This window comes from Leptospira adleri (assembly GCF_002811985.1).
Lineage (GTDB): Bacteria > Spirochaetota > Leptospiria > Leptospirales > Leptospiraceae > Leptospira > Leptospira adleri.
The window spans coordinates 59344-85495 of the sequence record NZ_NPDU01000008.1; the positions used below are offsets into that span (position 1 = coordinate 59344).

20 protein-coding genes and 1 pseudogene are annotated in these 26152 nt (G+C 43.1%); 9 read left to right on the plus strand and 12 right to left on the minus strand.

All coding sequences use genetic code 11. The features are described 5' to 3' along the window. Positions 1-10 precede the first annotated feature (10 nt). Positions 11-298, minus strand: a complete 288-nt coding sequence (locus CH376_RS04630) for a metal-sensitive transcriptional regulator (protein ID WP_100785122.1) — start codon at positions 296-298, stop codon at positions 11-13. Positions 299-694: 396 nt separating this feature from the next. Here CH376_RS04630 and CH376_RS04640 point away from each other — a divergent pair, with 396 nt between their 5' ends. Both CH376_RS04640 and CH376_RS04645 read left to right on the plus strand, forming a co-directional pair. Continuing rightward, positions 695-1762, plus strand: a complete 1068-nt coding sequence (locus tag CH376_RS04640) for a PA0069 family radical SAM protein (protein ID WP_243394698.1) — start codon at positions 695-697, stop codon at positions 1760-1762. A gap of 402 nt (positions 1763-2164) precedes the next feature. Further along, positions 2165-2980, plus strand: a complete 816-nt coding sequence (locus CH376_RS04645) for a hypothetical protein (protein WP_100785250.1) — start codon at positions 2165-2167, stop codon at positions 2978-2980. A gap of 233 nt (positions 2981-3213) precedes the next feature. Here CH376_RS04645 and CH376_RS04650 read toward each other — a convergent pair whose 3' ends face one another. Then, complete coding sequence (locus CH376_RS04650; protein WP_100785119.1) at positions 3214-4437, minus strand: hypothetical protein; 1224 nt, start codon at positions 4435-4437, stop codon at positions 3214-3216. A gap of 262 nt (positions 4438-4699) precedes the next feature. Here CH376_RS04650 and CH376_RS04655 point away from each other — a divergent pair, with 262 nt between their 5' ends. After that, complete coding sequence (locus CH376_RS04655) at positions 4700-5524, plus strand: hypothetical protein (RefSeq protein ID WP_100785118.1); 825 nt, start codon at positions 4700-4702, stop codon at positions 5522-5524. Positions 5525-5618: 94 nt separating this feature from the next. Continuing rightward, a complete protein-coding gene (locus tag CH376_RS04660; RefSeq protein WP_100785117.1) occupies positions 5619-6524 on the plus strand; it encodes a hypothetical protein in 906 nt (301 codons plus the stop codon). A 7-nt stretch (positions 6525-6531) separates the two neighbouring features. Here CH376_RS04660 and CH376_RS04665 read toward each other — a convergent pair whose 3' ends face one another. Beyond that, positions 6532-7056 (minus strand): hypothetical protein, encoded by a 525-nt coding sequence (locus tag CH376_RS04665; RefSeq protein ID WP_125231920.1) that lies wholly within the window; start codon positions 7054-7056, stop codon positions 6532-6534. A gap of 769 nt (positions 7057-7825) precedes the next feature. Between CH376_RS04665 and CH376_RS04670 the strand changes: the two genes are divergently transcribed. After that, positions 7826-8746 carry a lipase family alpha/beta hydrolase gene (locus tag CH376_RS04670; RefSeq protein ID WP_100785115.1) on the plus strand — a complete coding sequence of 307 codons (921 nt, stop codon included), beginning with the start codon at positions 7826-7828 and terminating at the stop codon, positions 8744-8746. A gap of 75 nt (positions 8747-8821) precedes the next feature. Here the strand turns inward: CH376_RS04670 and CH376_RS04675 are convergent, their stop codons facing one another. The 4 genes and pseudogenes from CH376_RS04675 to CH376_RS04695 form a co-directional block, all read right to left on the minus strand. Continuing rightward, the gene (locus CH376_RS04675; protein WP_100785114.1) at positions 8822-11938 is read right to left on the minus strand and encodes an efflux RND transporter permease subunit; all 3117 of its coding nucleotides are present in this window, start codon (positions 11936-11938) and stop codon (positions 8822-8824) included. Beyond that, a pseudogene (locus tag CH376_RS04680) lies at positions 11904-13148 on the minus strand (TolC family protein); the annotation flags it as partial. The pseudogene CH376_RS04680 and the gene CH376_RS04675, both read right to left, overlap by 35 nt. A 736-nt stretch (positions 13149-13884) precedes the next feature. Beyond that, positions 13885-16113, minus strand: a complete 2229-nt coding sequence (locus CH376_RS04690) for a SulP family inorganic anion transporter (RefSeq protein WP_100785111.1) — start codon at positions 16111-16113, stop codon at positions 13885-13887. 39 nt (positions 16114-16152) lie between these two features. Further along, positions 16153-16494, minus strand: coding sequence for a hypothetical protein (locus tag CH376_RS04695; RefSeq protein WP_100785110.1), 342 nt, complete (start codon positions 16492-16494; stop codon positions 16153-16155). Positions 16495-16976: 482 nt separating this feature from the next. On the opposite strand from CH376_RS04695, the gene CH376_RS04700 reads away from it, so the two are divergent. Beyond that, the gene (locus tag CH376_RS04700) at positions 16977-18122 is read left to right on the plus strand and encodes a DUF1577 domain-containing protein (protein ID WP_100785249.1); all 1146 of its coding nucleotides are present in this window, start codon (positions 16977-16979) and stop codon (positions 18120-18122) included. A 181-nt stretch (positions 18123-18303) separates the two neighbouring features. Here CH376_RS04700 and CH376_RS04705 read toward each other — a convergent pair whose 3' ends face one another. The 3 genes from CH376_RS04705 to CH376_RS04715 form a co-directional block, all read right to left on the minus strand. Then, positions 18304-19317, minus strand: a complete 1014-nt coding sequence (locus CH376_RS04705) for a hypothetical protein (protein WP_100785109.1) — start codon at positions 19315-19317, stop codon at positions 18304-18306. Positions 19318-19360: 43 nt separating this feature from the next. Beyond that, positions 19361-20005, minus strand: a complete 645-nt coding sequence (locus CH376_RS04710; RefSeq protein ID WP_100785108.1) for a DedA family protein — start codon at positions 20003-20005, stop codon at positions 19361-19363. Between the two features lie 96 nt (positions 20006-20101). After that, on the minus strand, positions 20102-20434 hold the full coding sequence (locus CH376_RS04715) for a hypothetical protein (RefSeq protein WP_100785107.1): 333 nt from the start codon (positions 20432-20434) through the stop codon (positions 20102-20104). Between the two features lie 321 nt (positions 20435-20755). Between CH376_RS04715 and CH376_RS04720 the strand changes: the two genes are divergently transcribed. Then, entirely contained in the window at positions 20756-22057 is a 1302-nt protein-coding gene (locus CH376_RS04720) for a UvrD-helicase domain-containing protein (RefSeq protein WP_100785106.1), read from the plus strand. A gap of 156 nt (positions 22058-22213) precedes the next feature. Here CH376_RS04720 and CH376_RS04725 read toward each other — a convergent pair whose 3' ends face one another. Then, complete coding sequence (locus CH376_RS04725; RefSeq protein ID WP_100785105.1) at positions 22214-23773, minus strand: SDR family NAD(P)-dependent oxidoreductase; 1560 nt, start codon at positions 23771-23773, stop codon at positions 22214-22216. A gap of 123 nt (positions 23774-23896) precedes the next feature. Continuing rightward, positions 23897-24316, minus strand: a complete 420-nt coding sequence (locus CH376_RS04730; protein WP_100785248.1) for a DUF5360 family protein — start codon at positions 24314-24316, stop codon at positions 23897-23899. Between the two features lie 94 nt (positions 24317-24410). On the opposite strand from CH376_RS04730, the gene CH376_RS04735 reads away from it, so the two are divergent. Beyond that, on the plus strand, positions 24411-24725 hold the full coding sequence (locus tag CH376_RS04735; RefSeq protein ID WP_100785247.1) for a 7(1) septoil knot domain-containing protein: 315 nt from the start codon (positions 24411-24413) through the stop codon (positions 24723-24725). A gap of 256 nt (positions 24726-24981) precedes the next feature. Further along, positions 24982-26133: an adenylate/guanylate cyclase domain-containing protein gene (locus tag CH376_RS04740; protein WP_100785246.1), complete on the plus strand. Its 1152-nt coding sequence runs from the start codon at positions 24982-24984 to the stop codon at positions 26131-26133. Positions 26134-26152 lie beyond the last annotated feature (19 nt).

The window sequence follows — 26152 nt, forward strand, 5'->3', positions numbered from 1 at the left end:
TCTCCAAGAGTTATTTAAGAATCCGATCGACGGTCGTCATAAATTCGTTCAGGATCGCAGGATCATTCTCCTTAAACCTTTCTACCACACAGGTTTCAATATGACTTTTAAGAAGAGTTTTCGAAACTCCGTCTAACGCAGATTTAACGGAAGAAAGCTGATTGAGGACGTCGTCGCAGTATTCGTCCCTTTCAATCATTCCTTGGATCCCCCGAATCTGACCTTCGATCTTTTTAAGCCTCAACGCGAGGCTTTCCTTTACCTTAGGATCGGAGCGCAGTTTGTGTTTCGGTTTCATATACCATACCCCCCTATAGTATAGACATCTTTAAAAATAAATCCTCAATAAAAAAATCATCGATCAGAAAAAATTTCTACAATCTGATTCCAAAGCTACTACAAGGAGATCCGATAAACGAAGCGAAAAGTCCGTTTGCATTTTACCGAAAAAGCCGAAATCCTCATCCAAAATTGTGAGACCTTTGTCTCCGAATACCGTAGAGATTTCTATTCGGTTCCGGGCGGAAGTGAAACTGGCCCTTTCTCTCTTTGCATTCTCAACGAAATCGGGGGGAATTCCTTTATGTGGTCTCATGGAATTCATCAGTTTTTCGTCATTTCAAAAGATAAAAATACTTAAAATTTGTTTACTATTTTTATAAATAGTTAAGACTTAGATTCGAAAATGTCGAGGTTGGAACGAAAGATAAACCGAGGAACGGAGTCTAAAATCTCCGGGCGATTCGACTCTACTCATCGCGAAAAAGATCCGGAATTTCAGGACGAACTCCCTTCTCCAAAAACGATCCTCCTGGAAGAACGCGCAAAGACGATCGTTTCTAAAAACGATTGTCCCGACTTACGATTTACGCTTTCGATCAATCCCTACCGAGGATGCGAACACGGCTGTATCTATTGTTATGCGCGGCCGAACCACGCATACGCGGATCTTTCACCCGGTATCGATTTTGAAACAAAGATTTTTGCAAAGAGGAATGCGCCCGAACTTCTACGAAGGTATCTTTCCAAACAAAAAGGCGAGGTTCGTACAATTCAGCTTGCGGGTGTGACCGATATCTATCAGCCCTTCGAAAGAAAACTGGAGATCACGCGCGAGCTCCTCAAAGTATTTTTAGAATTTCGACAACCGGTCGCGATGATCACAAAGTCGTATCTCGTAACAAGAGATTTAGATCTTCTTGAAGAATTAGCGTTTCAGAATTTAGTAAAAGTTTATATCAGCGTAACCACCTTAGATTCCGAACTTTGGAAAAGAATGGAACCTAGGACTGCGAACCCGGACAAAAGATTGGATGCCATCCGTAAACTTTCAGAAAAGGGAGTTCCTACGGGCGTCATGGCGGCTCCGATGATTCCCGGTTTAAACGATAACGAATTGGAGTCGATCCTTCAATCCGCAAAAGAATCCGGAGCAAGATCCGCGGGTATGGTTTTTTTAAGGCTCCCTCACGAAGTGGCTCCTCTCTTTTTGGAATGGTTGGAAAAAAATTATCCTCTCAAAAAAGAAAAAGTAGAAAACCTAATTCGTCAATCGAGAGGGGGTAAACTCTACGATTCCGATTACTCAAGTAGAATGACGGGTACCGGACCTTACGCGGAAACGTTATGGAAAAGATTCAGAATCGCCAGAAGTCGATTGAGTTTAAACGACTCCATGTCTTTAAACAAGGGAATATTCCGGATTCCCGAAAACCATCGACTTCGCTTAACAAAAGGAGAAGTTTTATTTCCGGGATTCTAAACTCTATTAGAAAAATGGAATTGTCTCCGTTTTGCGGTTCTTACAAAAATCCTTCTTACACCTTCTCCATCGGGCCTATTTAGATCTAAAAAGAGACTCGATTCTCCATTTCGCTTAACAAAATTGTGCGTCAAAAGACACGATTCTTCAATCGAACGCCGATCGTTTACTATGAATTCCTTAAAAACTCGATTTCAACGTTACTATGCGGGGTAACGAACGTCGTTCTTCCGAAAATAAGAACATCTCTTCGTAAAAAACAAAAGGGAGGGGCAAATTTTTTATTCTAACCGTTATTTAAAAAAGATTCTACTTGGACTTGACTAAACTTGGAGAAGATTTGAACAATGCAGCGGACTCCTTCCTAATTTATATATCAGGAGAATAGTGAAGAGAATGAAAATGAAAAAAACGAAGAGTGTTGGGCTGGTTCTGTGCGCCCTGTTTATGGCAGGATCTCTTTCTGCTCAGACTTATACGGTGTTTGTTCACGGTAAGTCCGATCAGAATCACAACGGCACGGGAACAACCGACGTAAACAACTACTGGGGAACAAGTGTGAATTCAGTTTCCGGCGCGAAAGTATTCGTCGGATACGATGGTACTTCCGATCCAAGAAGTTACGGAACCGCAAGAGCGCAAACCAACTTTACGACCGTGGTGAACACATATTGCAAAGGATCCAATTCTTGCAAAATCGTTTGCCACAGCGCGGGTTGTTATGTGACCGAATACTGGCTCGCAAACCTCGGCGGAACCGCTTCCAGCAAAGGTTATAACTTTACGAAAGTAACCGCGCTCGCAGCCGCATCCGGAGGGTCCGAATTGGCTTCCGCGTTGAATGGTGTAACCTTTGGTTTTGCGGGGAACGCGATGGACAAGTCTCTCATCGTTTCCACTGCGAGAGGAGCTTACAACCACAACAATACCGCCGGAGTAACGATCTATCAGGTTCCGGGATACAAAGGAATGGCGGGAGCGTCTCTGATTCTTCCGGGTGAAGACGATTACGCCGTGGCGTATCATTCTTCTTGCGCTTACAACCAAGCGGGCGGTTTGAGCCAGTGTCAATCCTCTCTGACTCAGAGCGAAGGAATCTGGCCTTTTAACTCGAATGTAACTTACACTCAGTTTCAAGGTCATACGAGAGCGCCTTCGGTCGGCGCTTCCGGATTGTATCTGAATCACGGCGAACTTAAGAACGAAGGATGGAGATAATTCTTCTTTCCTAAAAAGAAACTCCGCTCTTTATGGGGAGCGGAGTTCGCAAGAATTCGATATCATCTCAAAGAACTCGAACCCTCCCAAGATCCATTCAAAAAACGTAATTTTCTCAGTATCAAAACCGACCTTTCGCGTTTTCAAATGAATTCGCAACGTTCAAATAACTAGTAAAATCCCGCTTTTTGCATTTCAAAAAAGCGTCCTTAAAACATTAAATTCTTATTATATTACCTTTCCATACTTTCGAGCTCTTTGATCCGTCTTTGCTTCTCGTTGCTGTCCCAGATCTTCGAAGTAAACTGTTTCACGTCGTAGAACTTCGTCTTAAAAAAATCCTTATAAGGAAGAATCAGCTCTCGGTCAGGCTCCGTCGTTTTCGCCGCTTGAATTTTTTTCAAACCCGCGTCTCCCTGATTAAACCATTCCGGATCCACCGCAAGATTGACTCTATGACCTCTGATATCCGTGATAACGTAAGGCCCGTCCAAGCCGGAATCCCGAATCAACTTTCCGTAAAATAAAAATTCCGCCTCGCCGTAACCCGAAGGAAGTTTAGAATCAAAAGTCGCCCAAGCGATGTATTCGCCGGTTTCCGCGTTTTTCAGATTTGCTTCGACGTGATAATTTCCCGCGGTGTAAACGTTGATACCGACTCTGACGACGAGAGAACCGTCGCTCATCGTATCGGAGAACGCCCCGCTCAACTCGGCGGGTTTTCCGGGAGAAGAGTAGAATGAAGTATTCAATTTTCCCGTTTTCTTATAACCGGGCCCGTAACGAAAATCGACTTCAAGAATCATATCTCCCCAGTCTTTCTGGGTCGGCTTCCATTGAAACGTATAGAGCAAATCTTTCGCGACGTCGTCTCCATTGACGCCGTTGTCTCCCACGTCCGGACTCAAGGTTCCGAACTTCTCGCCGTCAAACTCTCTCCACATTCGAGAACCTTTGATATCGATCGGGATTCTTTTTCCATCGGGTCCCTTGCAATCAAAAACGATTCTCATCCGGTCTTGAGAACCGATCACCGCCCAAGTAAGCGGCTGTAATTGACAACTATAACCGTTCGGCTCTTTCGAATCCACGTTGTCCACCATTGGAATCGCGGTCGTTTGTATAAAAGACGGTCGAGTTAAGTCTTCGTTGAATTTGGAAAGCGGCCTCGAACTCGGAGGATATTGCGACCATTCTTTATAATCTTCTAATATTCTTTCGATCGGAATAGAATCGTCGATGTCTTGCAAGGACCCTCCTCCGCTTTCTCCGTCAAAAGAAGAACCGGAACCGTCGGGCGGAGAATTTCTCGCCATTCTTTCCGCTCTTTCTTTTTTTTCAGCCTCGGATTGAAACCAAGAACTTCCGCTTTCTTCCGGCCAGAAAACGAACGCCGTTAGAATCAAGATTGTTGACACAATCACTCCATAGATCACATACTTGTTTCCGATTTTCATGAATTCCTTTTCTTCACCCCTTCCTAAAAGACCACATAACGCTAAACGGGAGATATTTTTCGTTGATCAGCCTAAATTCTTCCGAAAGAAGAGCAATCACATTTGTATTTATTTATAATTAGTGTTTTTTAAAGATGTCTTTTTTATTTTGCTCGTTATTTATAAATTTCGATACTTCACTTGACTTAATATTGGAAGAGTCAAACTTTTAGAGCGGGAGAGGAATTTCTTTTCCCCTAAGAAATGGAGAATAGTGAAAAAGATGAGTAATTTGAAAACAAAGCTGATGATGGGACTGGCCCTTTGTGTTTTTCTTTTAGCGGGAACTCTTTCCGCTCAAACTTATACCGTGTTCGTTCACGGGAAGTCTGATAAGAATCACAACGGAACCGGAACTGTGGATGTGAATAATTACTGGGGAAGTAGCGTAAATTCTGTATCAGGGGCAAAGGTCTTTGTTGGTTACGATGGAACTTCGGATCCTAGAAATTACGGATCTGCAAGAGCACAGACTAACTTCACAACCGTGGTGAACACTTATTGCAAAGGATCCAATTCCTGCAAAATCGTTTGCCATAGCGCGGGTTGTTACGTGACTGAATACTGGCTCGCAAACCTTGGAGCAAGCGCTTCCAGCAAAGGTTACAACTTTACGAAAGTAACCGCGCTCGCAGCGGCTTCCGGAGGATCCGAACTCGCTTCGGCTCTCAACGGAATCACTTTCGGGTTTGGTGGAAACGCGATGGATAAATCTCTGATCGTTTCCACAGCGAGAGGTGCTTACAATCACAACAACACCGCCGGAGTCACCGTTTACCAGGTTCCCGGTTACAAAGGAATGATCGGAGCTTCTCTGATTCTTCCGGGTGAAGACGACTACGCGGTTGCTTTTCATTCTTCTTGCGCTTATAACAAGGCGGGCGGAGTGAGCAAGTGCCAATCTTCTCTGACACAGAGCGAAGGGATTTGGCCTTTTAACTCGAATGTAACTTACACTCAGTTTCAAGGACATACCAGAGCCCCTTCCGTTGGGACCTCGGGATTGTATCTCAACCACAGTGAGCTGAAAAACGAAGGTTGGAGATAATTCAACTTTAGTCAATGAGTGCAGCTCCGCTCCTTCGAGAGCGGGGTTGCCTTGATCCGATTCGTTCCGTTCGGATTGTCTAAAAACATTTCCCATGAAATACAAATCCTTATCAGATTACATTCAAGTTTTATTATACATCTTTTCCTTAATATTCCTTTCTTCCTGTTCGTTTCTTATTTGGAAGGATTCTTCCCTAACCCTTGAACGAGGTTGGTCTTCCTCCGGAAAGGAGATCGTTCAAACCGAAGTTCTCTACGAGGAAAAAGATTCGTGGAACCCGCTCTCGGGAACCACTTTGAAACGGAATTATCGTTCGGTCATTCGTCTCTTTCGTCCGGAAGAATCTTCGAATCCGATCGATGAGATTCCATTCTCATCCTGGATTTTACCCGGAACGGTTTACTTCCATTCCGGAACAAGGTCCTTGTATTGGATTGGAGGAATAGACGATCAATACGGAAGTTTTTCAAGAATTCCGTCCGCTCTCAACCTCGATGGAAAAAAGGAAATTTCGCTTTCCACATATCTCAAACCGGGGCAAGTCGTCTTGCAGCTCGTCCCTTCTCCGGACGGAAATTCTATCATACTGATTCTTGCGGTTCCTGATGAGGACTTAGAGTTTCTTCAACCCGAGCTGATTTGGCTAAGAAGAATTTCTGAAACGGACGCATCCTTACAAATCGTGTCCCGACTTCCGCTCCCGGAATGGAAAGAAACTCCGTTACATCGATTGCGCTGGTCTCAAAAATCCGATCAGATCTATATTCAAATTTTTGAATCCGTTTATTCGATCCGGAAAGATAAACCTGCCCTTCAAAAGGCGGTCGACTTCCCGATTTGTTTTTATCCGCCGACCTCCTTCGGTTCGGTTGGGATCAGTCCTTCAGATCATAGTCCGACCAAGATGGAAGCGAGTCCCTTTTCCGCTTTTTCGGATCTTCCAAAAATTCAAAACGTAAGAAAGATCCGAGACTGCGGCGTTTCGCACGATCGGTGATTTTCGGTTACAAATATCTTGCGAATTCCATAAGCATAATACTCGTGCCGATAGAAGCCGCGATCACACGGGTTGAAAACAAAAATTTGTTTTTCAACTTGGTCATTTCAAGAATCAAATCGGGAGTCGGACCCGATTTTTGAAAAATCTGCCCGATCTCCGTGATCCTCTTAATGGTCGGGAGGTTGATCGAAAGACCGAGAAGATAAGCCTTTACGCCGAGAACTCCTCCGATCGCGAGCAAAATTCCATATCTCGAAAAAACCCAATCCGGTTGAAAACCGTTTGATAGATTCCAATACAAAAGAATTCCGGTTAAAAGAGCGCCTAACGCAACGGTGTTCAACACGATCGGATAAGAATTCGTCTTGGCGATCTGCTGCATCACCTTTCCGCCGTCGGGCCCCAATGCGTTCGTCGCAGGAAGGATAAAGATAGCCATCATAGAAGCGATTCCGACCCAAAAAATTCCAAAGGCGACGTGAACAAACTTTAAGATTAGAAACAAAGTGGTGGAGAAAATCAACTGCACATCCTCTTATTGGTATTTTAGAATTTTTGAATTTACCATAATTTAAAACGGAGCTCGTCCTTATCGAAATTCTCCCGGAAAATAAACGAACGCTCTATCTTCGGGACAAAAGATTCGAAAGGAAAATTCTCGATTTTTTTAAACAAGCAGAATTCAAATCAAAGCATCTCTTTGATGCCGATTAACGGATCGGGCAGTCTATCCTTTTTTTCTCATATTTCGAGCGATTCAAAAAACTTCGGTCCATTCTTATAATTCAAATAGCGGATTCAGAATCATAACAAAAAAACCGGACGTACACCTTTCGAACCGCAGCCCAAATCATCTTCGGGAGAAAAAGAACTCTAAAAAAACAAAAGGATTCGAATTCTACAAACCTCAAAACTCAATTCATCGTAAGAATTCAAAGAAAACCCGTTCACAAAAGAGCCCTCAAGACATAGGCGTTAAATCCGATCCGAATCGTTTTCCTTACTTTCGCAGACCCGCTCCTTCACAATGGAAGATCAAACGGAAACACCGAATATTTTCCGTCTTACACGTAAGTCGCTTTTGTCGACGGACGTAGCCGCATTAGAAATTCTTAATACATCCGATTTTTCTTATATTCGAATTATATAAAACTTATCTAAAAATTTAGTATAACAAACGTACGTTATTTAATAAAAAAGAGCCGGAATCGACTTCGCTTAACATTTTCTTCTTGAACGACGTTTCTTATTTATTATCTTGCTTCCTGCGCTCCTTCCGGAGTGCGAGGAAAATACAAATGAAAAAAGTGTTGAGAATGATAAGCGTATTGCTTGTTTTTTTTATAACAAGCGTTCTTTCTGCTTCCGGAGGCGGTTCTTCCAGTAAGCCTCTTTCCGGATCCTATCCGATCGTGTTGGCTCACGGCCTCTTCGGTTGGGGAAATGGTTCCACTGTGATCGATTATTGGGGTGGAAATGCGGCGTATCTAACGAGCCAAGGCGCGACTGTTTTGACTCCTTCCGTAACAGCGTTAAACTCCAGCTCGAACAGAGCGGCACAGTTGAAAACTGCAATTCTCGCGGCAATGGCCGCAAACAATTACACCGGTAAAGTGCATATCATAGGGCATTCGCAAGGCGGATTGGATGCACGTTATATGGTTTCCAATCTTTCAATGAGCGGCAAAGTTGCGACGCTTACGACTTTAAACACTCCTCACCAAGGAAGTCCGGTTGCAAACATAGTTGCGACTGTAATTCCAAGTTGGGCTCTTCCTTACGTTTCCACAGTTCTTAACGCGGTGATCGGTTTTGTTTACGGTGATTCCAGCCAAAACGCTACGGCCGCTTTGAAACTGCTGACAACCGACGGACTAAAAGCGTTGAATGCCGCGGCTCCGAACGTTTCCGGAGTGAAATACTACTCTTACGGATCCACAATCTCCGTTCCCGATTTGATTCAACATCCTGCGATGGGAATCATCTATCCGATCTGCGCGATCGGAGCTCCTTTCTACGGAATGAGCATTGCGAACGACGGAGTGGTTCCAGATTCTTCTCAAAGATGGGGAACATGGAAAGGAGGACCTTCCATTCCTCTTCTGACCACAGGGATCGATCACTTGGAAGCGACCAACGCTCTTCATCTTGGTCAACTTTGGTACGATACGAACGCTTACTTTTTAAAGATGGCGTCTAACGCGAAAAGTAATCAGTAATTCCGGTCTATTCTTCCCGCGACGTTCGATTGCGGGAAGAATTCCGAGTCCTTCCGAAAAACACATTCTATTTTTCTAATCTTTTGAACCTTTTTCCAGCCAAAAATAAAACACGGGAAGAATCACGAGCGTAAGAATCGTCGAAGAGATGATTCCGCCGATCACGACCGTTGCCAGAGGTTTTTGAACCTCGGAACCCAAACCGGAACCGAAGGCCATCGGTAAAAATCCGAAAGACGCGACGAGGGCCGTCATGATCACGGGTCTGATTCTGCTGGTCGCTCCTTCTAAGACCGCGTCCCTAACCGAAACTTTTTTCTCTTCCCGTATTCTATGAATCGTATCCAACTTTACAAGTCCGTTTAATACCGCGATTCCGGATAACGCGATACAACCTACGAAAGCGGAAACGCTGAGATCCATTCCTCTTAGAAAAAGAAACCAAATTCCCCCCGTAAGAGCGAACGGAACACAAAAGAATACGAGCAGAGCCTGACGAACGGAGCCGAGTCCGAGATACAACACCACAAAGATCATCAAAAAAGTGGAAGGAAGAATGATCGCTAATTTCTCTTTTGCGTTCGCGAGATTTTCAATCTGCCCTCCCCAAAACACGCTATAACCCTTGGGAATTCCCATCTGAGAAATTTTTTCCTTCGCTTCCGTATGAAAGCCTTCCAAATCCCTTCCCCTCAAATTTACGGATACCGCGACGAATCTTCGGGAACGATTTCTGGAAATGGTCATAACCTTGTCTTTTTTTTCGATGGATGCGAGCAACTTGATCGGAATCATTCCGCCGTCGATCGTTCCCACTCCGATGTCCGCGATTTCGGATTCTCGATTTCGAAAATCTTCCGAAAGCCATATCTTGATCGGAAATCTCACTTCTTCCTCGTAATAACCGCCCAACTCGAATCCGCTCATCGACGCTTCCACGACGCCGTTAAACGAAGGAAGTGATATATTATAGTACTTTAATTTATCCGGATCCGGAGTGATGTCGATCACTTTAGATTTCCGCAAAGCCATGATTGGATCCAATTCGACTTCGGCGGCTCCGGGAATATTGTGAAGCGTCTCCTTCAATTTGTTTTGAAGATCCAGAAGTGCATTGAGATCCTTTCCTAAAATTCTTACGCTGATATCAGCGCGGCTTCCTTCCAATAACTCGTTGAATCTCGCCTCCAAAGGTTGACTCAGTGTGAGTTCCGATTTCGGAAATTTCTCCTGAACCCGCGTATGAATTCTGTTTAAAAAATTCTCCCAATTTTTTTCCTTGAGGAGATCTGCGATGTTTTCCTTTTTCAAAATGACGAACGTATCTGCGTTGAAAGTTCCCATCGGGTCGTTCGCAACGGAGCTCGTGCCGATCCTTGAAAAAACGCTCTGCACTTCCGGAAAGGTCATCAGAAGTTTCTCAACTTCCTTTTGTTCCCTCAAACTTTCTTCGATGCTAATGTCCCCTTCTCTCACCACGACCAACATCAAATCTCCTTCCATCAATTTCGGAAGAAAGACGGTCCCCATTCTAAAATAAACGAACAAGGTCAGCAGAAAGAATACGACCGATCCGATTACGATCGGCTTCGGCTTATCCAAAAGGCGAGGCAGATAATACGAATAGAGTTCTACGATCCGGCTTTTTTTAATCTCTTTGCTTTTGTGATTTCCCGCCGGCGAAATAAAGAAGAATAGAAGAGGCGGTAATAAAAACACCGCCAAGATCAAGCTGAATCCCAGAGCCAAAAGAACGGTCTCCGCCATCGGTCGAAACATTCTTCCAGGAATTCCGTCCAGAGTTAGAATCGGAAGATAAACGAGCATGATGACTACTACGCCGAAAGAAACGGGCTTTAATACTTCGAGCGAAGACTGTAGAATCGCTTTCATTTTATCTTCTCTGTTTAGATACGATTCTTTTTCAAATCGAGTGAGAACGTTCTCGGTGATAACGATAGACGCGTCCACGAGAAGTCCGAAATCGATCGCTCCCAAACTCATCAAGTTGGCGGAGATGCCGAAAAATTTCATAAAGATCGCGGTGAGCAGCATCGATCCAGGAATGATCATCGCTACGATAATCGAAGCCTTGATGTTGAATAAAATAAAAAACAAGGTGAGAATTACGAGAACCGCTCCCTCGATAAGATTTGTCAGCACCGTCCTGATCGTGGAATGAATCAGAAAAGATCTTTCCAAAAGAACCTTAACCTGAACGTCTTCGGGAAGATTCAAACGAGAAACGGCTTGGTTCAGATCCAAATTGACTTGGTAGCTGTTTTCTCCCCGCAACATCATCGCGGTTCCTAAGACGATTTCCTTTCCCTCCGAACTGGCGCCGCCTAACCTTTGTTTGCCGTGCTCGTTTACTTGGGCGATGTCGGAAATTCGAATCGGCTGACCGGTCACGGTCCGCCTAACGGCGACTTGAGATAAGGAGCCTAAACTTTTTTTGATCCCGTAAGCGCGAACGATGGAAACCTTTCCCTCGTTTTCGATAAAACCTCCGCCGAAACTTTCTCCGATCGTCGTCAGTTCGCTCGTCAACTGATCGATAGTAATTCCCCAACTTTTCATCCGATGCGGATCGAGATCGATATGAATCTCTTTTTCATAACCTCCGTTGGAATCGACTTCCACGATTCCCGGGACGAGCGCCTTCAATTGAGGACGTATCGTATAATCCTGAACGGTTCTCAGAAACAGAAGGCGATCCTTTTCCGGAAGAGACGCCAACTTAGAACCGGGTTTCGCTTCCACGGTGTAAAAGAAAATTTCTCCAAGTCCGGTCGTATTGGGAACGATCGTCGGAGAAATTCCCTTGGGAAGTTTTTCTTTCGCGCTCGCGATTCTTTCGAGAACCATACCTCGAGCCTGATATATATCGGTTCCTTCTTTGAAGATCAAAGATATATTAGAAAGTCCGAATTTAGAAACGGAACGAACGTCAATCAGGTTCGGCATTCCCATCAGCTCCGTTTCCAGCGGAAACGTGACCACCTTCTCCACCTGTTCCGGATCCAAAGAACCCGTTTTTACGGTGACGATCACTTGAACGTTAGTTATATCCGGAACGGCGTCGATCGGAACTTCACGAAGCGTAAAGAAGGAATAGATAAATAAGAAAAATATGATTCCTACCGAAAGAATCGGATTATTTAAGCTGATATTCAAAAGTCTGGACAGCATGTTTAAAGGTTCCTATAATTTCTTTTTCGTTCGAAATGTGGAGAAGATTCAAAAGGGTTTCCACGTGAGAGATTTGCGCGTCGAGAATCGCATGATGTGTTTCGTGAAGCTGATTTTCCAGCTCCAAATAACTCATCATAAGAATTCTGCCTTTTTTAAATTCAACGTCGGCGTAATTCAAATCACGCTCAATTTCGTCTAACTTTGATAAGTTAAAAAGTCTGAGATTTGATTTGGATTGTTCGTAGTCCAAAAACGCCTGCTTGAAAGCGCTCTTTACTAGATTCTCCTGGTGATTGAGAAGTCCTTGTTTGGATTTTACGTTCGTTTCCGCCGCGGAAACCTTGTTTTGAAACTGATCCCAAACAGGAAGTTTAAACTTCACTCCAAAGTCATAGAATCTGTTCGCGACCCCGGATCTATCCTCGCCCACTTGACTGATGATGGAATAATCCGGATATTTTTCCAAGTTCGCGATGTTGAGTTCGGTCTTCGCTTTTTCGATCTCGCCCTTCGCCGCAAGCAAAGTCAGGTTGCGGGAAACGGCCTTGTCTTGGAGATCCTTAAAATCGAACTTCACTCCTTCGGAAAAAAAAGGAATCCGAACCGAAGGAGCGGTTTCCAACATGAGATACAAATTCATAGCTTCGTATTGTTTGTTTGCGTCCAACTCCAAATCGTTGAAGTGTTTTCTGAGAGCCAGAATTTTTCTCTGAATGATAAAAAGATCCGTCTTAGCCTGCGGAGTGATAAACGGTCTCGCTCGAATGTAACTTTCAATGATCGAAAGTCTTCGAAGTCTTTCCTTTACGTGATCTTTTTTACTCGCGGAGACAAGATATCGATAAGCGAACTTGAGCGCGTTGAAGCGGATCGAATTACTCGCTTCGGACAATTGAATTTCCTTGATTCTGGCATCGTTATCCACCAAAAGCTGACGCAATTCTTTACGACCGGGAAAATAAATCGGCTGTTCGAATTGCATCGCGTATTCCGAACCGACCTCGCCCGCGGCGTTTCTTTGACCATAGTCCATAGTTACGGACGGGTTTTGAGTTTTACCCTGTTGTTTTCTCTGATAAAAGAGAGTTTCCAAATCCGCGTTGAGAGAAAGAAGCAAAGGAGAATTTTTTTCCGCCAAACTCAGAATAGACGCTATGTCCAATTCTCTGGAAGTATCGGACTGGATCGGAAAAACGAACATTACGGAAATGAAGAATGTAAAAAGAAGAACCGTCTTTCTTTTCAAAAAATTCTTCTCTAAAAAAATGAACCGCCTTCGTGTATCGAAAGATCGGAAAATATTTCGTTTTAATTTCATAAAGCGGACCTCCTGGAAATAAAATCGATTCTTCCGAAATTAAAAACCGCCGAACAAATCGACTGAGCGGATTTTGTTTGGAAGAAGATGAAACAAAAGGAGGACTTAAATGAGAATACGGACGGTCTGCAAGCTCAGAAGAGAAATCGAATTCTTTTTAAAATTATCGGATAAGAATTTTTTAAAGTAGAAAAACGGTTCGTAAGAAAAAAGCAAATCCGAAGATCTGTAGTGAAGCGGGAAAAATTCCTTCAAAAGTTTAAAGGATTGAGAATCGGTTTCGGAAAACGTAATAGAGCCGGAATCCCATTCGCAACCTGGGGACTCTTCGGAGCTTTGTTCCTGATGACAAGGCGCTGAGGTCTGCGTTTGTTTCAACGAATCAGCAAGCCGGGAATCGAATTCACAAACGGGTCCGCAATCAAAAATTAAAACAAAAACGGAAAGTATCGTACAACCGATCCATGTTTTAAAAATCGCCGAAGTCATGCAGTCCAGCTTAATGCGCCTCTGCGCTTGTCAATGGAAAAAGTTATCGTATGACTTAAGGTCTTTAAAAGAGAACGCGTAACGATTCAAAACGCTGAGATCGTTTCGCATTCTCTATCGCAATTTAACTTTCCTCTCAGGCTTTCTGCTCAAACTGATATCGAAAGATATCGTAATCTTGAAAGTCTTTGTCAATATCGATATCGAGATCGAGAATCTTACCTTCCTTAATATCGTAAACCCAACCGTGGAGTTGAAGTTCGGCTCCTTGACTCCAGGCATTTTGAACGATAGTAGTCATCGAAAGATTGTAAACCTGTTCCCTTACGTTAAGTTCCACCAAACGTTGGTGTTTTTTATCCTCGTCTAAAATAGAACCCAACTCCTTTCGATTCATTCTATATACTTGTTTGATATTTCGAAGCCAAGCGTCGATCAGACCGTGATACTTTCCGTCGATGGCGGCTTTTACTCCTCCGCAGCCGTAATGCCCGCAGACGACGATATGTTTAACTTTAAGAACTTCGACCGAATATTGAAGAACGGACATCAGGTTCATATCGGTATCGATCACAAGATTGGCTATGTTTCGATGGACGAAAAGTTCTCCGGCGTTGGTGCCCGTCATTTCGTTTACCGAAATTCTACTATCGGAACAGGAAATCAAAAGGTACTGAGGCGCTTGACCAAGGGCCAAATTTTTAAAATAATCCGGATTCTGATTTAGCTTTTCTTCCACCCAAATCCGATTGTTTTCAAAAAGTTTTTGATAATCCTGCTGTGCGACCAGATCGAAAGGTCGGTTCTTGATTTTTTCGTACGACGTCGTAACGTCTATGATCTCGAGTTTTATGTTTCTTGCACGCGCCGAAATTTTGAAGTCTTCGATTATTTCCAGAATATCCGGATCGATATATTTCGACTTGGAGCCGTCGATGATGAGATGTGCGTTATCCGCCACTTGGTCGAGCTTATACAACATACTGGACTTATTTAAAAAGGAAACGTCTTCCGAAAGATCGATACGAACCTCGACCCCGTAGGTCTTATCCTTTTTGTTGAACTCGTAAGGATTGAGAATGTTTCTCCTCATGATAAAAAAAATCGAAAATGCGCAGCCGATTCCGATTCCTATTAGAATGTCCGTAAACACGATTCCGACTATCGTAGCGAAAAACGGAATAAACTGATCGGTTCCCTTCTTATATTGCAATTTAAGAATCCGATAATCCGTAAGTTTATAACCCACGATCAAAAGTACTGCGGCCAAAGAAGCGAGAGGAATTTTCGAAATCCAATCCGGAATCAGCATCAGGGAAAGAAGAATAAAAACTCCGTGTAAAAAAGCGGATAAACGCGTTTTAGCGCCGGCTTGAAGATTCGCCGAACTTCGAATGATAACCGAAGTGATCGGAAGACCTCCTAAGATTCCGGAGATTAAATTTCCAGTTCCCTGCGCGATAAGTTCCCGGTTTTTTGAAACGATTCTTCTTTCGGGATCTATCTTTTCGATCGCGTCCAAGTTGAGAAGAGTTTCCAAACTCATGACGACGCAAATCTTGAGCGCGATCCAGTAAACCGCCTGATTCTTCCATTGGGAAAAAGTGGGATGATATTCGTCCTTAAACAAATCGAAAACGTTTCCGAGCCTAATCGGCTGAATGAGATGTTCGGATCCGACCGACAAAATCGGAAACCAAGTCCCGATGACTTCGTTTAACAAAATCGAAATCAGGATCGCGATCAAAGAGCCATGGAGCAAAAAACGTTTGTGGAGTTGAAACTTCTCCCAAAAAAGGATCGCACAAAAAGAAACGATAAACAGAAAGACCGCGCCCGGAGTAAAACGAAGAAAGGCGTTCCAAATCTCGGTGAACGTGTTTTCCCTGTCGCTCTGAAAGAAGTTAAAATCCCCTTCGTAGTCGATGTCGTAACCGACCGCGTGCGGAATTTGTTTCAGGATCAGCACGATCCCGATCGCGGCCAACATCCCTTTGATCACAGAAGATGGAAAAAAGTTACTAAGAATTCCAGCTTTCAAAAAACCTAATATAATCTGTAAAATCCCGGCTATACAAAGTGCAAAAAGGAAATCATTAAAATTTCCTAATGTTTGAATGGAATCCAGAACGATAACCGTTAGTCCCGCGGCCGGTCCGCTTACGGATAACGGGGATTTACCGATCCAAGAAACGATCAAACCTCCCACCATTCCGCCTATAAGTCCCGAAAGAATCGGAGCTCCCGACGCGAATGCGATTCCGATACAGAGCGGCAAAGCGATTAGAAAAACCACCAAGCCGGACGAAACGTCGTGTCTCGCTTGATTCCATGAAAAGTTACGAAAAGAAAAAAATGAATACATAAAAACTCCCAACCGGATTTCCGGTTAATTCGAAATGGATTAAATCGAAGAAAGGGAGAGTTTTTCAGGCGGAGGATTTTCTATTTTAAAATAAAGCTGAGGAAGGATAAAATCGGAAGCATCGTAGTAAGAGACGACCTCAACCGGAACGCCTAAAACGAAAGAATCATCGGAAGAACTAAAATCTTCCAGCATCAGTTCGGAGGTTTTCTCCTTCTCACCTTCTTTCGTTTCGGAAGTTTCGCTCGAAGCGGAAATTGGCGAGGCGTTTTTTCCGGAATCGATGATCGGAACCAACAAAATCGAACAATACAGAATTATAAAAACGCTAAGGATTGCGCCGATTTTTTTAGGTTCCACAACGATGAATTTAAGAATCATATTCAAAGAAGAATCCGGTTTCTTCGAGGTTTAGACCGTCCGGTTCCCTATTTCTGCCCATTTTCTCAACATCGAAAAATCAGACTACCCGAATCGGGGAGAATTTATCTCAAAATCCGAATCGAAATTTCCGGGAAAAATCTTTCTTCGAAAAAAAACGTCAAAGAAAAGCGACCAAAAAGACGGGAAGCGAGCTATGAATTTCACGAATTCAACATTTGCCTTTTTTAAAACCTCGAAAGTTCCCTCCTGAATTCCTAAAATTTCCCAGGAAATTATTTCATGACAAATTTAAGGCTTTTTCTTTCCAAAGAAAAGACTTCCTCAAAGAAGAAAAAATAAATTGTAGCTTTGGAAAAAAAGAATCCGTCTTCTAATACCATTATAAGAAGTATTATCATTTTATAATTTGCAAAACTAATTTTTCGTTTACCGAAACAATCCTAAATCAAACTCTCACATAAAGTTACTGCGCAATGAGCATAGAATATTCACAAAAAGGCAAAAGAGAGATGGACATCATCACGTCCGTCGAGCAGAAGAATCACGTGATTTCAAAATATCTTTTTGACAAGGAGCTTACTTTAAAGATCGATCCCTTCGATCAAAAAGCGGTCATCAAGAAAATTTTAGAAGGTGGGGATAAGATCGTAGTGCAGCTTCTGAATCCGGAAGATTCTTCGAGAGAAAACTCCTTTGTTCTTTTTATGATCCTTGCCAAATACATACAACTGGAATGTGTACTGGTGCAAAAACTGGAAAAGGCGCACGCGACTCTCAAAGTCGAAAAATTGGCGATCGCAAGAAAGAACAGAGAACACCAACGTTTTCCGGTAAAACCGGGCGGCGTCTATGTAACGAACGTGATCTCCTCTAAAACCATCATCGAAGCAAATATGTTCAACGTCCCGACCCTCGTTAAGGTAAACTTTGAAGACTACAAAAATCGACTCAAACAACGAAGCAAAGACGTCGTCAATATTGAAACGTTCAAACCCGGATTGGATCGAAAATTTGAAATCGTAAAAAAGACGCAGAATTATCTTCTGATCGAAAACACCCAGGATCCGAATTCTTATAAAAACTTTTCTCCCGGAAGGCTCGGTTACGAGAAGGACGTGGACGACGATCTATCTTCCTGTATCAAACAATTCAAGGATCAAAAAGTTATTTCCGAATTGATAGTTCCTATCATATATACGAATCACGCGAATGAAAAAATTCCGATCGGATATATTTGGGTTCAGAGCAAGGAAAAAAATCTCACGGAACAATATGCGGAAGAACTCAAAAACTTATCGCAAGATATGGTCGAAAGAATCAAAGAATCCAATACGATCAAAACGGCCGAACGATTTCAGATCCTCGAGGCTTCTCAAGGAGGGATCAAAGTCAAGATCGATCATCCCCATCTGATCGAAACACTCCCGAAACAGGACGGATTTGTATTCGACATATTCTTTCGAATGCAAGCGCCTTTCACGGTTCACGGTTTGATCCGCTGGTCGAAAATGGACGAGAACAATCATTTGATTTTAGGAATCGAATTGACCGCGAAATCGGATCTTCCTGGTGAAAGAGCTCGTTACGAAAAAAATATCGCGTTGCTCAGCAAAGGACAACTCTGAAAATTCTTAAGATAAAAATGGATACGCTTCATAACTCGAAGCGAATGTGATTCTTTTTTTGATCGATCCGGTGCTTTCCAAAAACCGCAACGCCGATCGCTCGAAAAGATTGAATCGAACGAACAACACAAAAGCGTCAGACGACGCTCTCGAGAATCAATTCGTTTCGAATCCCCAAAATTCAATCCTTGATATCTTCTCCGTACGGATCCAAATATTTGTGATTCTTTCTCCATGGTTTCATTCCGTGAAACTCTACGCCGGCGCCGTTTTTAGAAGTCAAAATTCTTTCTTTACCTCGGTGTAAAATCACACAACGAACGCTTCCGATATCGCTTTGTTCGATATATCTGGGACTTCCATCCGGATCCCGGTAATTGTAAGAACCGATTTGAACCGGATCCATCTCGCCTTCCACAAAGATTTTATAGTCGTCCAAACGCGTTTGAAAGGAAAGTTTAGGATAAGCGACTTTCACCTTACTTCTCAAAGAACGAAGAATCGAATGCTGGTGAATCGGCGTGCCGTCTTTCAAAAGGGTTACGAACGTAAGAATCGGAGCCAAAGGCTGTGCACGAACGGAAACGATTTCCAAAGACCAGTTTTCAGGATCGTTATCGAATTTAGGAACAAAAGTCCAGAACAACTCCGCGACACGATTCGTTCCCCAGATATGGTTGAAATGTCCATTCGCTTTTTTGAATATGAATTCCTGATTCTCTAACTGAATTTTTCCGGAAACTTCGGTAAAGGGAGAACTGACGATACTTCTCGTTTTGGGAATCGGGGTTCGATCCAACCAACGAGGAAGATGCACCGTCGGTTCGAGTCTGTGTTTGAATTCCAAATCCCAAGCAAGAGTTTCCCCCTTTCCGGTTACAATCTGCCCTTTCATGTGATCCGGACCGACCGATGCGCCGGGAAATTCGATCGAATCGTCCCCGATCGAAATCTTTTGATACGGAAAGGACTGAACCGCGGTTCGATGATTTTCAGGTTTTCGAATATCGAAAAAGGAAGCCCACAAGACCGCGGACGGATAAAGACCGGATTTCGGTTTTGGACTGAGGATTGTATAACGAACCCATAATGCTTGTTCGCTTTCAGGAATCAGAATGACCGCGAACCAGATCTCGAATCTAGGCTTTACGGCGCCCGCCTCGAATTTAGTAATAAAGCTTTCTTTTAAGTTCACTGATTACCTACAATTCGGGCGAGTCTTTTTGTTTCGAAATTTTCTAAATTCTACCCTTTCTTCTTTCTTTTATATACTCGATGACGGCCGGCATCACCGAGATGATGATAATTGCGAAAATTACGATTTTAAAGTTTCTTTTCACAAAATCCAAGTTTCCGAAAAAGTAACCGCCCAAGATGAAAATTGAGATCCATAAAATCGCACCGACCACATTATATGCAACAAATTTAACATAGGTCATGGTCCCGATTCCGGCGACAAAAGGTGCAAAAGTTCTAATAATCGGAATAAATCTCGCGATGATGATCGTTTTGCCTCCGTAAATTTCGTAAAAACGATGGGCTTTCTGAAGATGCTCTTTTTTTATGAGAGGAATTTTCTCTTTTTCTAATATCCTTTCACCGGTAAAATTTCCCACCGAATAGTTGACCGTATCGCCCAGAATCGCGGCGACGATCAGAAGCAGGAGAGTGCTTGTAAGATCCAAAGAACCCCTCGCGATAAAGGCGCCCACCGCAAAGAGAAGAGAATCTCCAGGCAGAAACGGAGTCACAACCAAACCGGTCTCCGCGAAGATGATCAAAAAAAGAATCACATAGGTTCCGCTCTGATACGTCTGAATGATCGTGTCCAAATGCGTTTCTAAGTTCAAAAAGAAATCGAGAAAAAACTTAAGGGTTTCCAAGGTTCCTCCCTTGCTCTTAAAGAGCCAGGTTCACTGTGTTTGAATATTTTAGGATAGAATTTAGAAAGAACCAGACAAGTCAAACGCGTAAAAGCGTTAAAAAAGAAGCCTTTCTTTGCCCGGATTATAACGGAAAATTTTCGTGGGATAGTTGAGACGGATCGAATTGGAAGAGAGTCCCTTGCGATCCGGTTTGATCCTCGCGTCGAACTCCACTTCGTCTCCGGACTTCAAATTCATAGATTGGAATTTTCGAGAAAGATAAAATAGTTGGGATTGTATGATCGGCTTTCCCGAAATAAGAAGACAAATATCCTGCAGTAAAATTCTCGATAACTCAGGATTCTTATGATTGAGAATAGAGACCACCGTTGCTCGAAACCTGGTTCTTTTTCTAGGAAGAATATGGATCGGGCTCTCTATCATCATTTTATCTTTTTATCCTTCGCTCCGCGGAATTTTTCGAATCGGAATCGATCTGTCCTAACTTTGGGTTTCTTTTCCAAGAAGTACAGCCTTTTTCCTACCCGAGCGGATTTTCCAAACCTCCACCCTATCTTTAGACAAACCGGATAGAATCGCTTTCAATCCCGTTTTTTATAAACCTTCTTTTCAATTCTATTCAGATTATCTTATAGAAAGAAAGTACAAATGCGGATCGAAAGTCGGGTCCTAAAATTCTTACCAAAAAAACAAAGCCTTTCTCCGCTTTCGCGCAACTCTCCGGAACCGTAGAAACGGGAGGAAAGAATGAATTCAAAAATTCAATACAGTGAGGCTCAAAAAGCCGTGATCGAAGAAAACGCAAGGTTTGTCCAAGTGGTCGCTGCCGCGGGTTCCGGTAAAACGAGCACTATGGTGGGAATCGTGGACCGAATTCTCAGGGATAAATTATTTCCAGAAGAATCGATCTTGGTTCTCACATTTACTAAAAAAGCCGCCGGAGAAATTTCGGAACGGATTTTAAAAACAACCGGAGTAGATTCGATCCGAGTTCAAACATTTCACGCCTTCTGTCTTTACGCCCTCGGTCAATGGCATCCGAGATTCCAATCGCAAAAACCGAAAGTTCTTCCGCCTGAAGAAAAGAATATTTTTTACAGGGAATTTTTAAAACAAAAACGTTTTTTAGTGGGAGGAATCCCTTACGAACTCTTCTGGGCGGAAAACATAATCTACATAAGGGAAAATTTTCCGGAATTGTTAAAAGAATTAGAATTATCTTATACAGTTTACAAACAAAAAAACGGACTTTTGGATTTCGAAGATTTAGTGACTCTTTTTTTAGAAGGTTTGAAATCCGATGAAGAATGGACATTCCCGGCAAAACGAAATCTCCGAAAAATCCTAGTCGACGAATTTCAAGACACGGACCTGGAACAACTTTCGTTTCTGCAGTCGTTATCTGAAAGTTCTTCGATCACCGTGGTCGGAGACGATTCTCAAAGTATCTATTCGTTTCGAGGCGCGACGCCGGAACCTTTTCTGAGATTCAAAGAATTTTTTCCGGGAGCGGTGATCCATTTTTTAAACTCCAATTATCGTTCCCTTCCTGAGATAATTCAGACGTCGGATATTCCGATCCGAAAAAATCAAAATCGAATCGAAAAAAAGGTCCTTCCGTCCAGAAAAGGAAAAGGATTTGTGGGAAAGATTTTAATGGAAGAAACCGCCGATCTAATTCCTTATCTGATTCGCGCGATTCACTCCTCCGGAGGAGACGTAAAAATTCTGTGCCGTTCCAATTTTAGAATCGGAGAATACGTTCGAAGCGGAATTCCGGAAGAATATCTGATGACGATTCACGCAAGCAAGGGTTTGGAATTTCATACCGTTTTTGTGGACCTTTCCGACGGCTGGAACGCGAGACCCGATTCTCCCCTGCAAACGATCGAAGAAGAAAGAAGAATCCTTTACGTGGGTCTTTCAAGAGCGGAAGATCGTCTTTTTGTGTTAGGCGCCTCTAAAAATTCGAGAAGAGAAACGATTGAAAATGAATTTTTTCGATACTTTAAGAATTTAAGAACGATCGATCCGGAAGACCTAGTTTGAGAGCCGATTAAAAAAACGATTCTTATTTTCTAAAAGGCGAGTTTCATTCTTCTTGAAAAAGAAAAACTGAATAAAAGACTCGGCTCCGTTTTCAGAATCAATTTTTATTGAAAAAGGATTAAAATATTATAAATTTATGATACTCTTAAAGAACGATCACCAATCGATCGGAAAATAATCCTTTAAGAATTTTCCGCACCAATGTTTTCCGGTAAGAATTCCGTCAAAAAACGGATCGCAGACCCTCGCGGCTCCGTCTACGATATCCAAAGGCGGCTGAAAGTCGTGAAGGTCCTGTTTTCTCTGCGATAGTTCGACCGGATCCTCGTCGGTCACCCAACCAGTATCGACCGCGTTCATATAAATTCCGTCTTTGGCAAAATCGCTCGCGGAAGTATGAGTCAGCATATTGAGCGCGGCCTTCGCCATATTCGTATGAGGATGACGATCTTCCTTTTTAAAACGGTGAAACTTTCCTTCCATCGCGGAAACGTTTACTATATGTTTTTGACCCGTATTGTCCCTCCGCATAATAGAAACAAGGCGATTACAAAGAACAAAAGGAGCGACGGCGTTTACGAGTTGAACCTCGAGCATCTCCGAAGTCTGAATTTCGCCTAACTTTAGCCTCCAGCTGTTCGTCTTTCTTAGGTCGACTTGTTGTAAATCCGCGTCCATCTGTCCTTCCGGAAACACGGTTTCCAACTCGAAAGAATTATCATGAGAATAAGGAATCTGCGAAAGTTGAGCCGAAGAACGGATTCCTACGCCGGGAATCTTCCCGTTCCAACTCACTGGAAGAGCCGTTTCATCCGCAAGGTTGTGACCTCCGAATGACGTTAGACGTTCTTTGCAGTCCCGGTGTAATTTCAGAAGTTCGCGCGCTTCCGATGGTAGATCCTCAAAATCGGTTTGTTCCGCTTGTATGAGATGCGCGTAAAAGCCGGGCGGCCTTCTTACGGTCTGGGCCGCGTTGTTGACGAGAATATCGAGTCGATCGATCGTTTCCTCTATATAACTCGCAAAAAGTTCGACGCTCGGAGTGTGCCTTAAATCCAATCCGAAAATCTGAAGTCGATCGGACCAATCTTTGAAATCGGTTTCTTTTGAAAAACGAAGCGCGGCATCCACAGGGAAACGGGTCGTCGCTATCACTTTTGCACCGGCTCTCAAAAGCATCAGAGTGCAATGATAACCGATCTTCAAACGAGAGCCCGTGATCAAAGCGACCTGACCGTGAAGAGAAGCGATTTGAAATCTTTTTTTGTAATTCAGATCTCCGCATTCCAAACACATGGAATCGTAAAAGAAATGAAGTTTCGTATATTCCTTTTTACAGACGTAACAGTTCCGAGGCGAGGTGAGTTCGGGAGCGTCCTTACTTTTCCAAATATCGGTTTGGTCCGCAATTTGCAAAGGAGCTTTGAATACGGTTGCGGTTCTCGCTACTCGAATTCCGGTCAAGGCTCTCGCCTTTTTTTCCTGAGCCACCATCTCTTTTTTTCTGGAACGTTTGATCGTCTTGTTTCGAATTCGAATTTCGTTTCTATCTGGACGTGAAATTTTTCCCGAGACGATCATAAGAGCGATTCGTTCCTCTTCCGGAATCGAAGTAAGCAACTCCGGTTTCTCCGCGAGAGTTTCCAAAAGACGAATACAACGTTGTATCTCTTCCGAGCTTGGGTTTGTATTCGAGTTGTCTTTAGATTCGTTCATGAAAGAGCGCTTTGATTAATAAAGGAAGAATCGGATTCTTCTTTCCTCGTTTCAACTATACCGAAAAAAACAGTCGATTGAGCAACTCAAATTCATCGGTAAAACGATTCGATTCTTTCTTTACTAGATTCTTCCGGAACCCCGCTCTTGGATCGGCTGAGCTACGAATGAAAGCCGATGGATAAAGTAAAGCGGATACAACAATAGATATAAATTCGGAATCCACCAAGACGGATCGAAGTCGCGGTGAAAACTCCAAAACGCGACGGCTTGCAATCCGGAACAACTGGTAAGAACGAGTGAAATCAAAGCGACTCGTTCCCATTGAGAACGTTTATGCTTTCTAAGATAAAGACTATAAAATCCGGTAAAGGAAACCAAAAGATCCAAAGGCAAAAAAGACCAATTCCAATCCATAAGAATCGGATCGTGGTAGTCTTTGAAAAGATACGATTCCGGAATCCAGCCGAAACCGGTGATCGTCCAATAGAGAATAAAGCCGATATCCGTAAAAAGAAAAAGTCCCGGTAGTAGGTTGTTCATTACCATTTTGATTCGAATTGTCAAAAAATAGTTTCATTATTCCATTTACGCGATTTGATTCTGGTGCAATAGGAGTATCCAAATGACAAAGAAAATGTTGATGATCGCTCTTCTGATTTTTCCGACGATCGGAGCCGGTCTGATGTACGCGGGCAACGTTCAATCCGGTTGTACTTTCAACGGGAAAAAACTTTACGGAAAGATCCAAATCGTAACCAGTTTTCCGGATGTCAAAGTTCAGGAAGTCACTTCTTTCCCCGATCTAAAAGTGCAAAAGGTCACTTCGTTCCCGGACTCTTGCGGAAAATGGGAAATCGTAAATTCGTTTCCGGATACGAAAGTCCAGATCGTAACCAGCTTTCCGGATATAAAAATTCAATACGTGACCAGTTTCCCCGGAGCAAATTAAAGGTTTAAACTTTTAAGAATCCGACTTCGATTTACAGAGCGGTTTCGTCCTCTGTAAATCGAACTTCATAAAATCTTTCTTTTCACTTCCTTAAATCTTTCCGTAAAATTTCTCGTCGTTTTCTTCGAACACTCGACCGTATCGTCTGGTGAAAGTTAGGCGTGACGTTTGGTCGACTCGTGTATTTGTGGATCCAAACGCCGAAGAATACGGTCTAAGACGAGAATCAAAAATAGAATTCGAAGAAGAGATTGGAATGAAAGAGATTATCAGTTGGTTATCCGGCCCCCAATCCAGAGATCTGGATGCGAAAGAATTATTAGAACAACTCAATCAAAGACTGATCGAATCCGGCATCCCGGTCTCCCGATTTTTTACGAGCATCCCTACGATGCATCCTGAAGTGATGGTACGATCGATCATCTGGACGAAAGAAGAAGAGACGCAGATGCTCTTGATTCCCCACGGCGCATTGAGCGAACCTCAATACATCGACAGTCCGATTTATCTGATACGAGAAGGAAAAAAAGATTTCATTCGTTGTAAGTTGGTGGGACCGGACGTGGATCTTTCTTATCCGATCTGCGTCGATTTGAAAGAAAAAGGCGCCACCGATTATTGCATCTTTCCGGCGACGTTTAGTCTGAACGTGGGAAGTGTGGTTTCTTGGACGACACACGCGCCCGAAGGTTTTTCGGAAAAACATATCGACTCCTTTCGTTCCATCTTAAACGTGTTGTCTTTACGTCTGGATTTGGAATCCAGAAAATTCGCAGTCAAAGAACTCTTGGAAGTTTATCTCGGACCGAACGCATCCAAAAGAGTTCTATCCGGAGAATTCAGAAGAGGAACCGGTGAATCCATTTACGCAGCAATTCTTTGCGCGGACTTGAGGGACTTTTCCTCTCTCAGTGAAAACAATTCTCCGAAAAGAATCGTGGAAGTATTGGATCATTACTTTGAACTCACGGCGGAACCGATCCAAGAAGAGAAGGGAGAAATTCTAAAATTCATAGGCGATGCGATCCTCGCCATATTCCCCGCAAAAGAAGATGATCCTCATCAAGCCTGCTTATCCGCTCTCAACGCGGCCATTAAAATTAAGAATTCGGTAAAACAATGGAATATCGATAATCCGGGCACTCAAATTCACTTGGGTATGGCGCTTAACGTGGGCGACGTCGTTTACGGAAACGTAGGAGCAAAAGATCGTCTGGATTTTACGGTGATCGGAAACGCCGTCAATCAAGCGTTTAGAGTCGAGTCTTTGTGTAAAGATTTCGGAAAGAATATTTTGACGACTGAAAATTTTGCCGAAAAAATAGGAAAGGATCAATTCGAATTCTTAGGAGCGAGACATCTAAAAGGAATCACCGGAGAACGAAATATTTTCTCTCCGAAGGAATAGAAAGAATACGGAGTCGAAA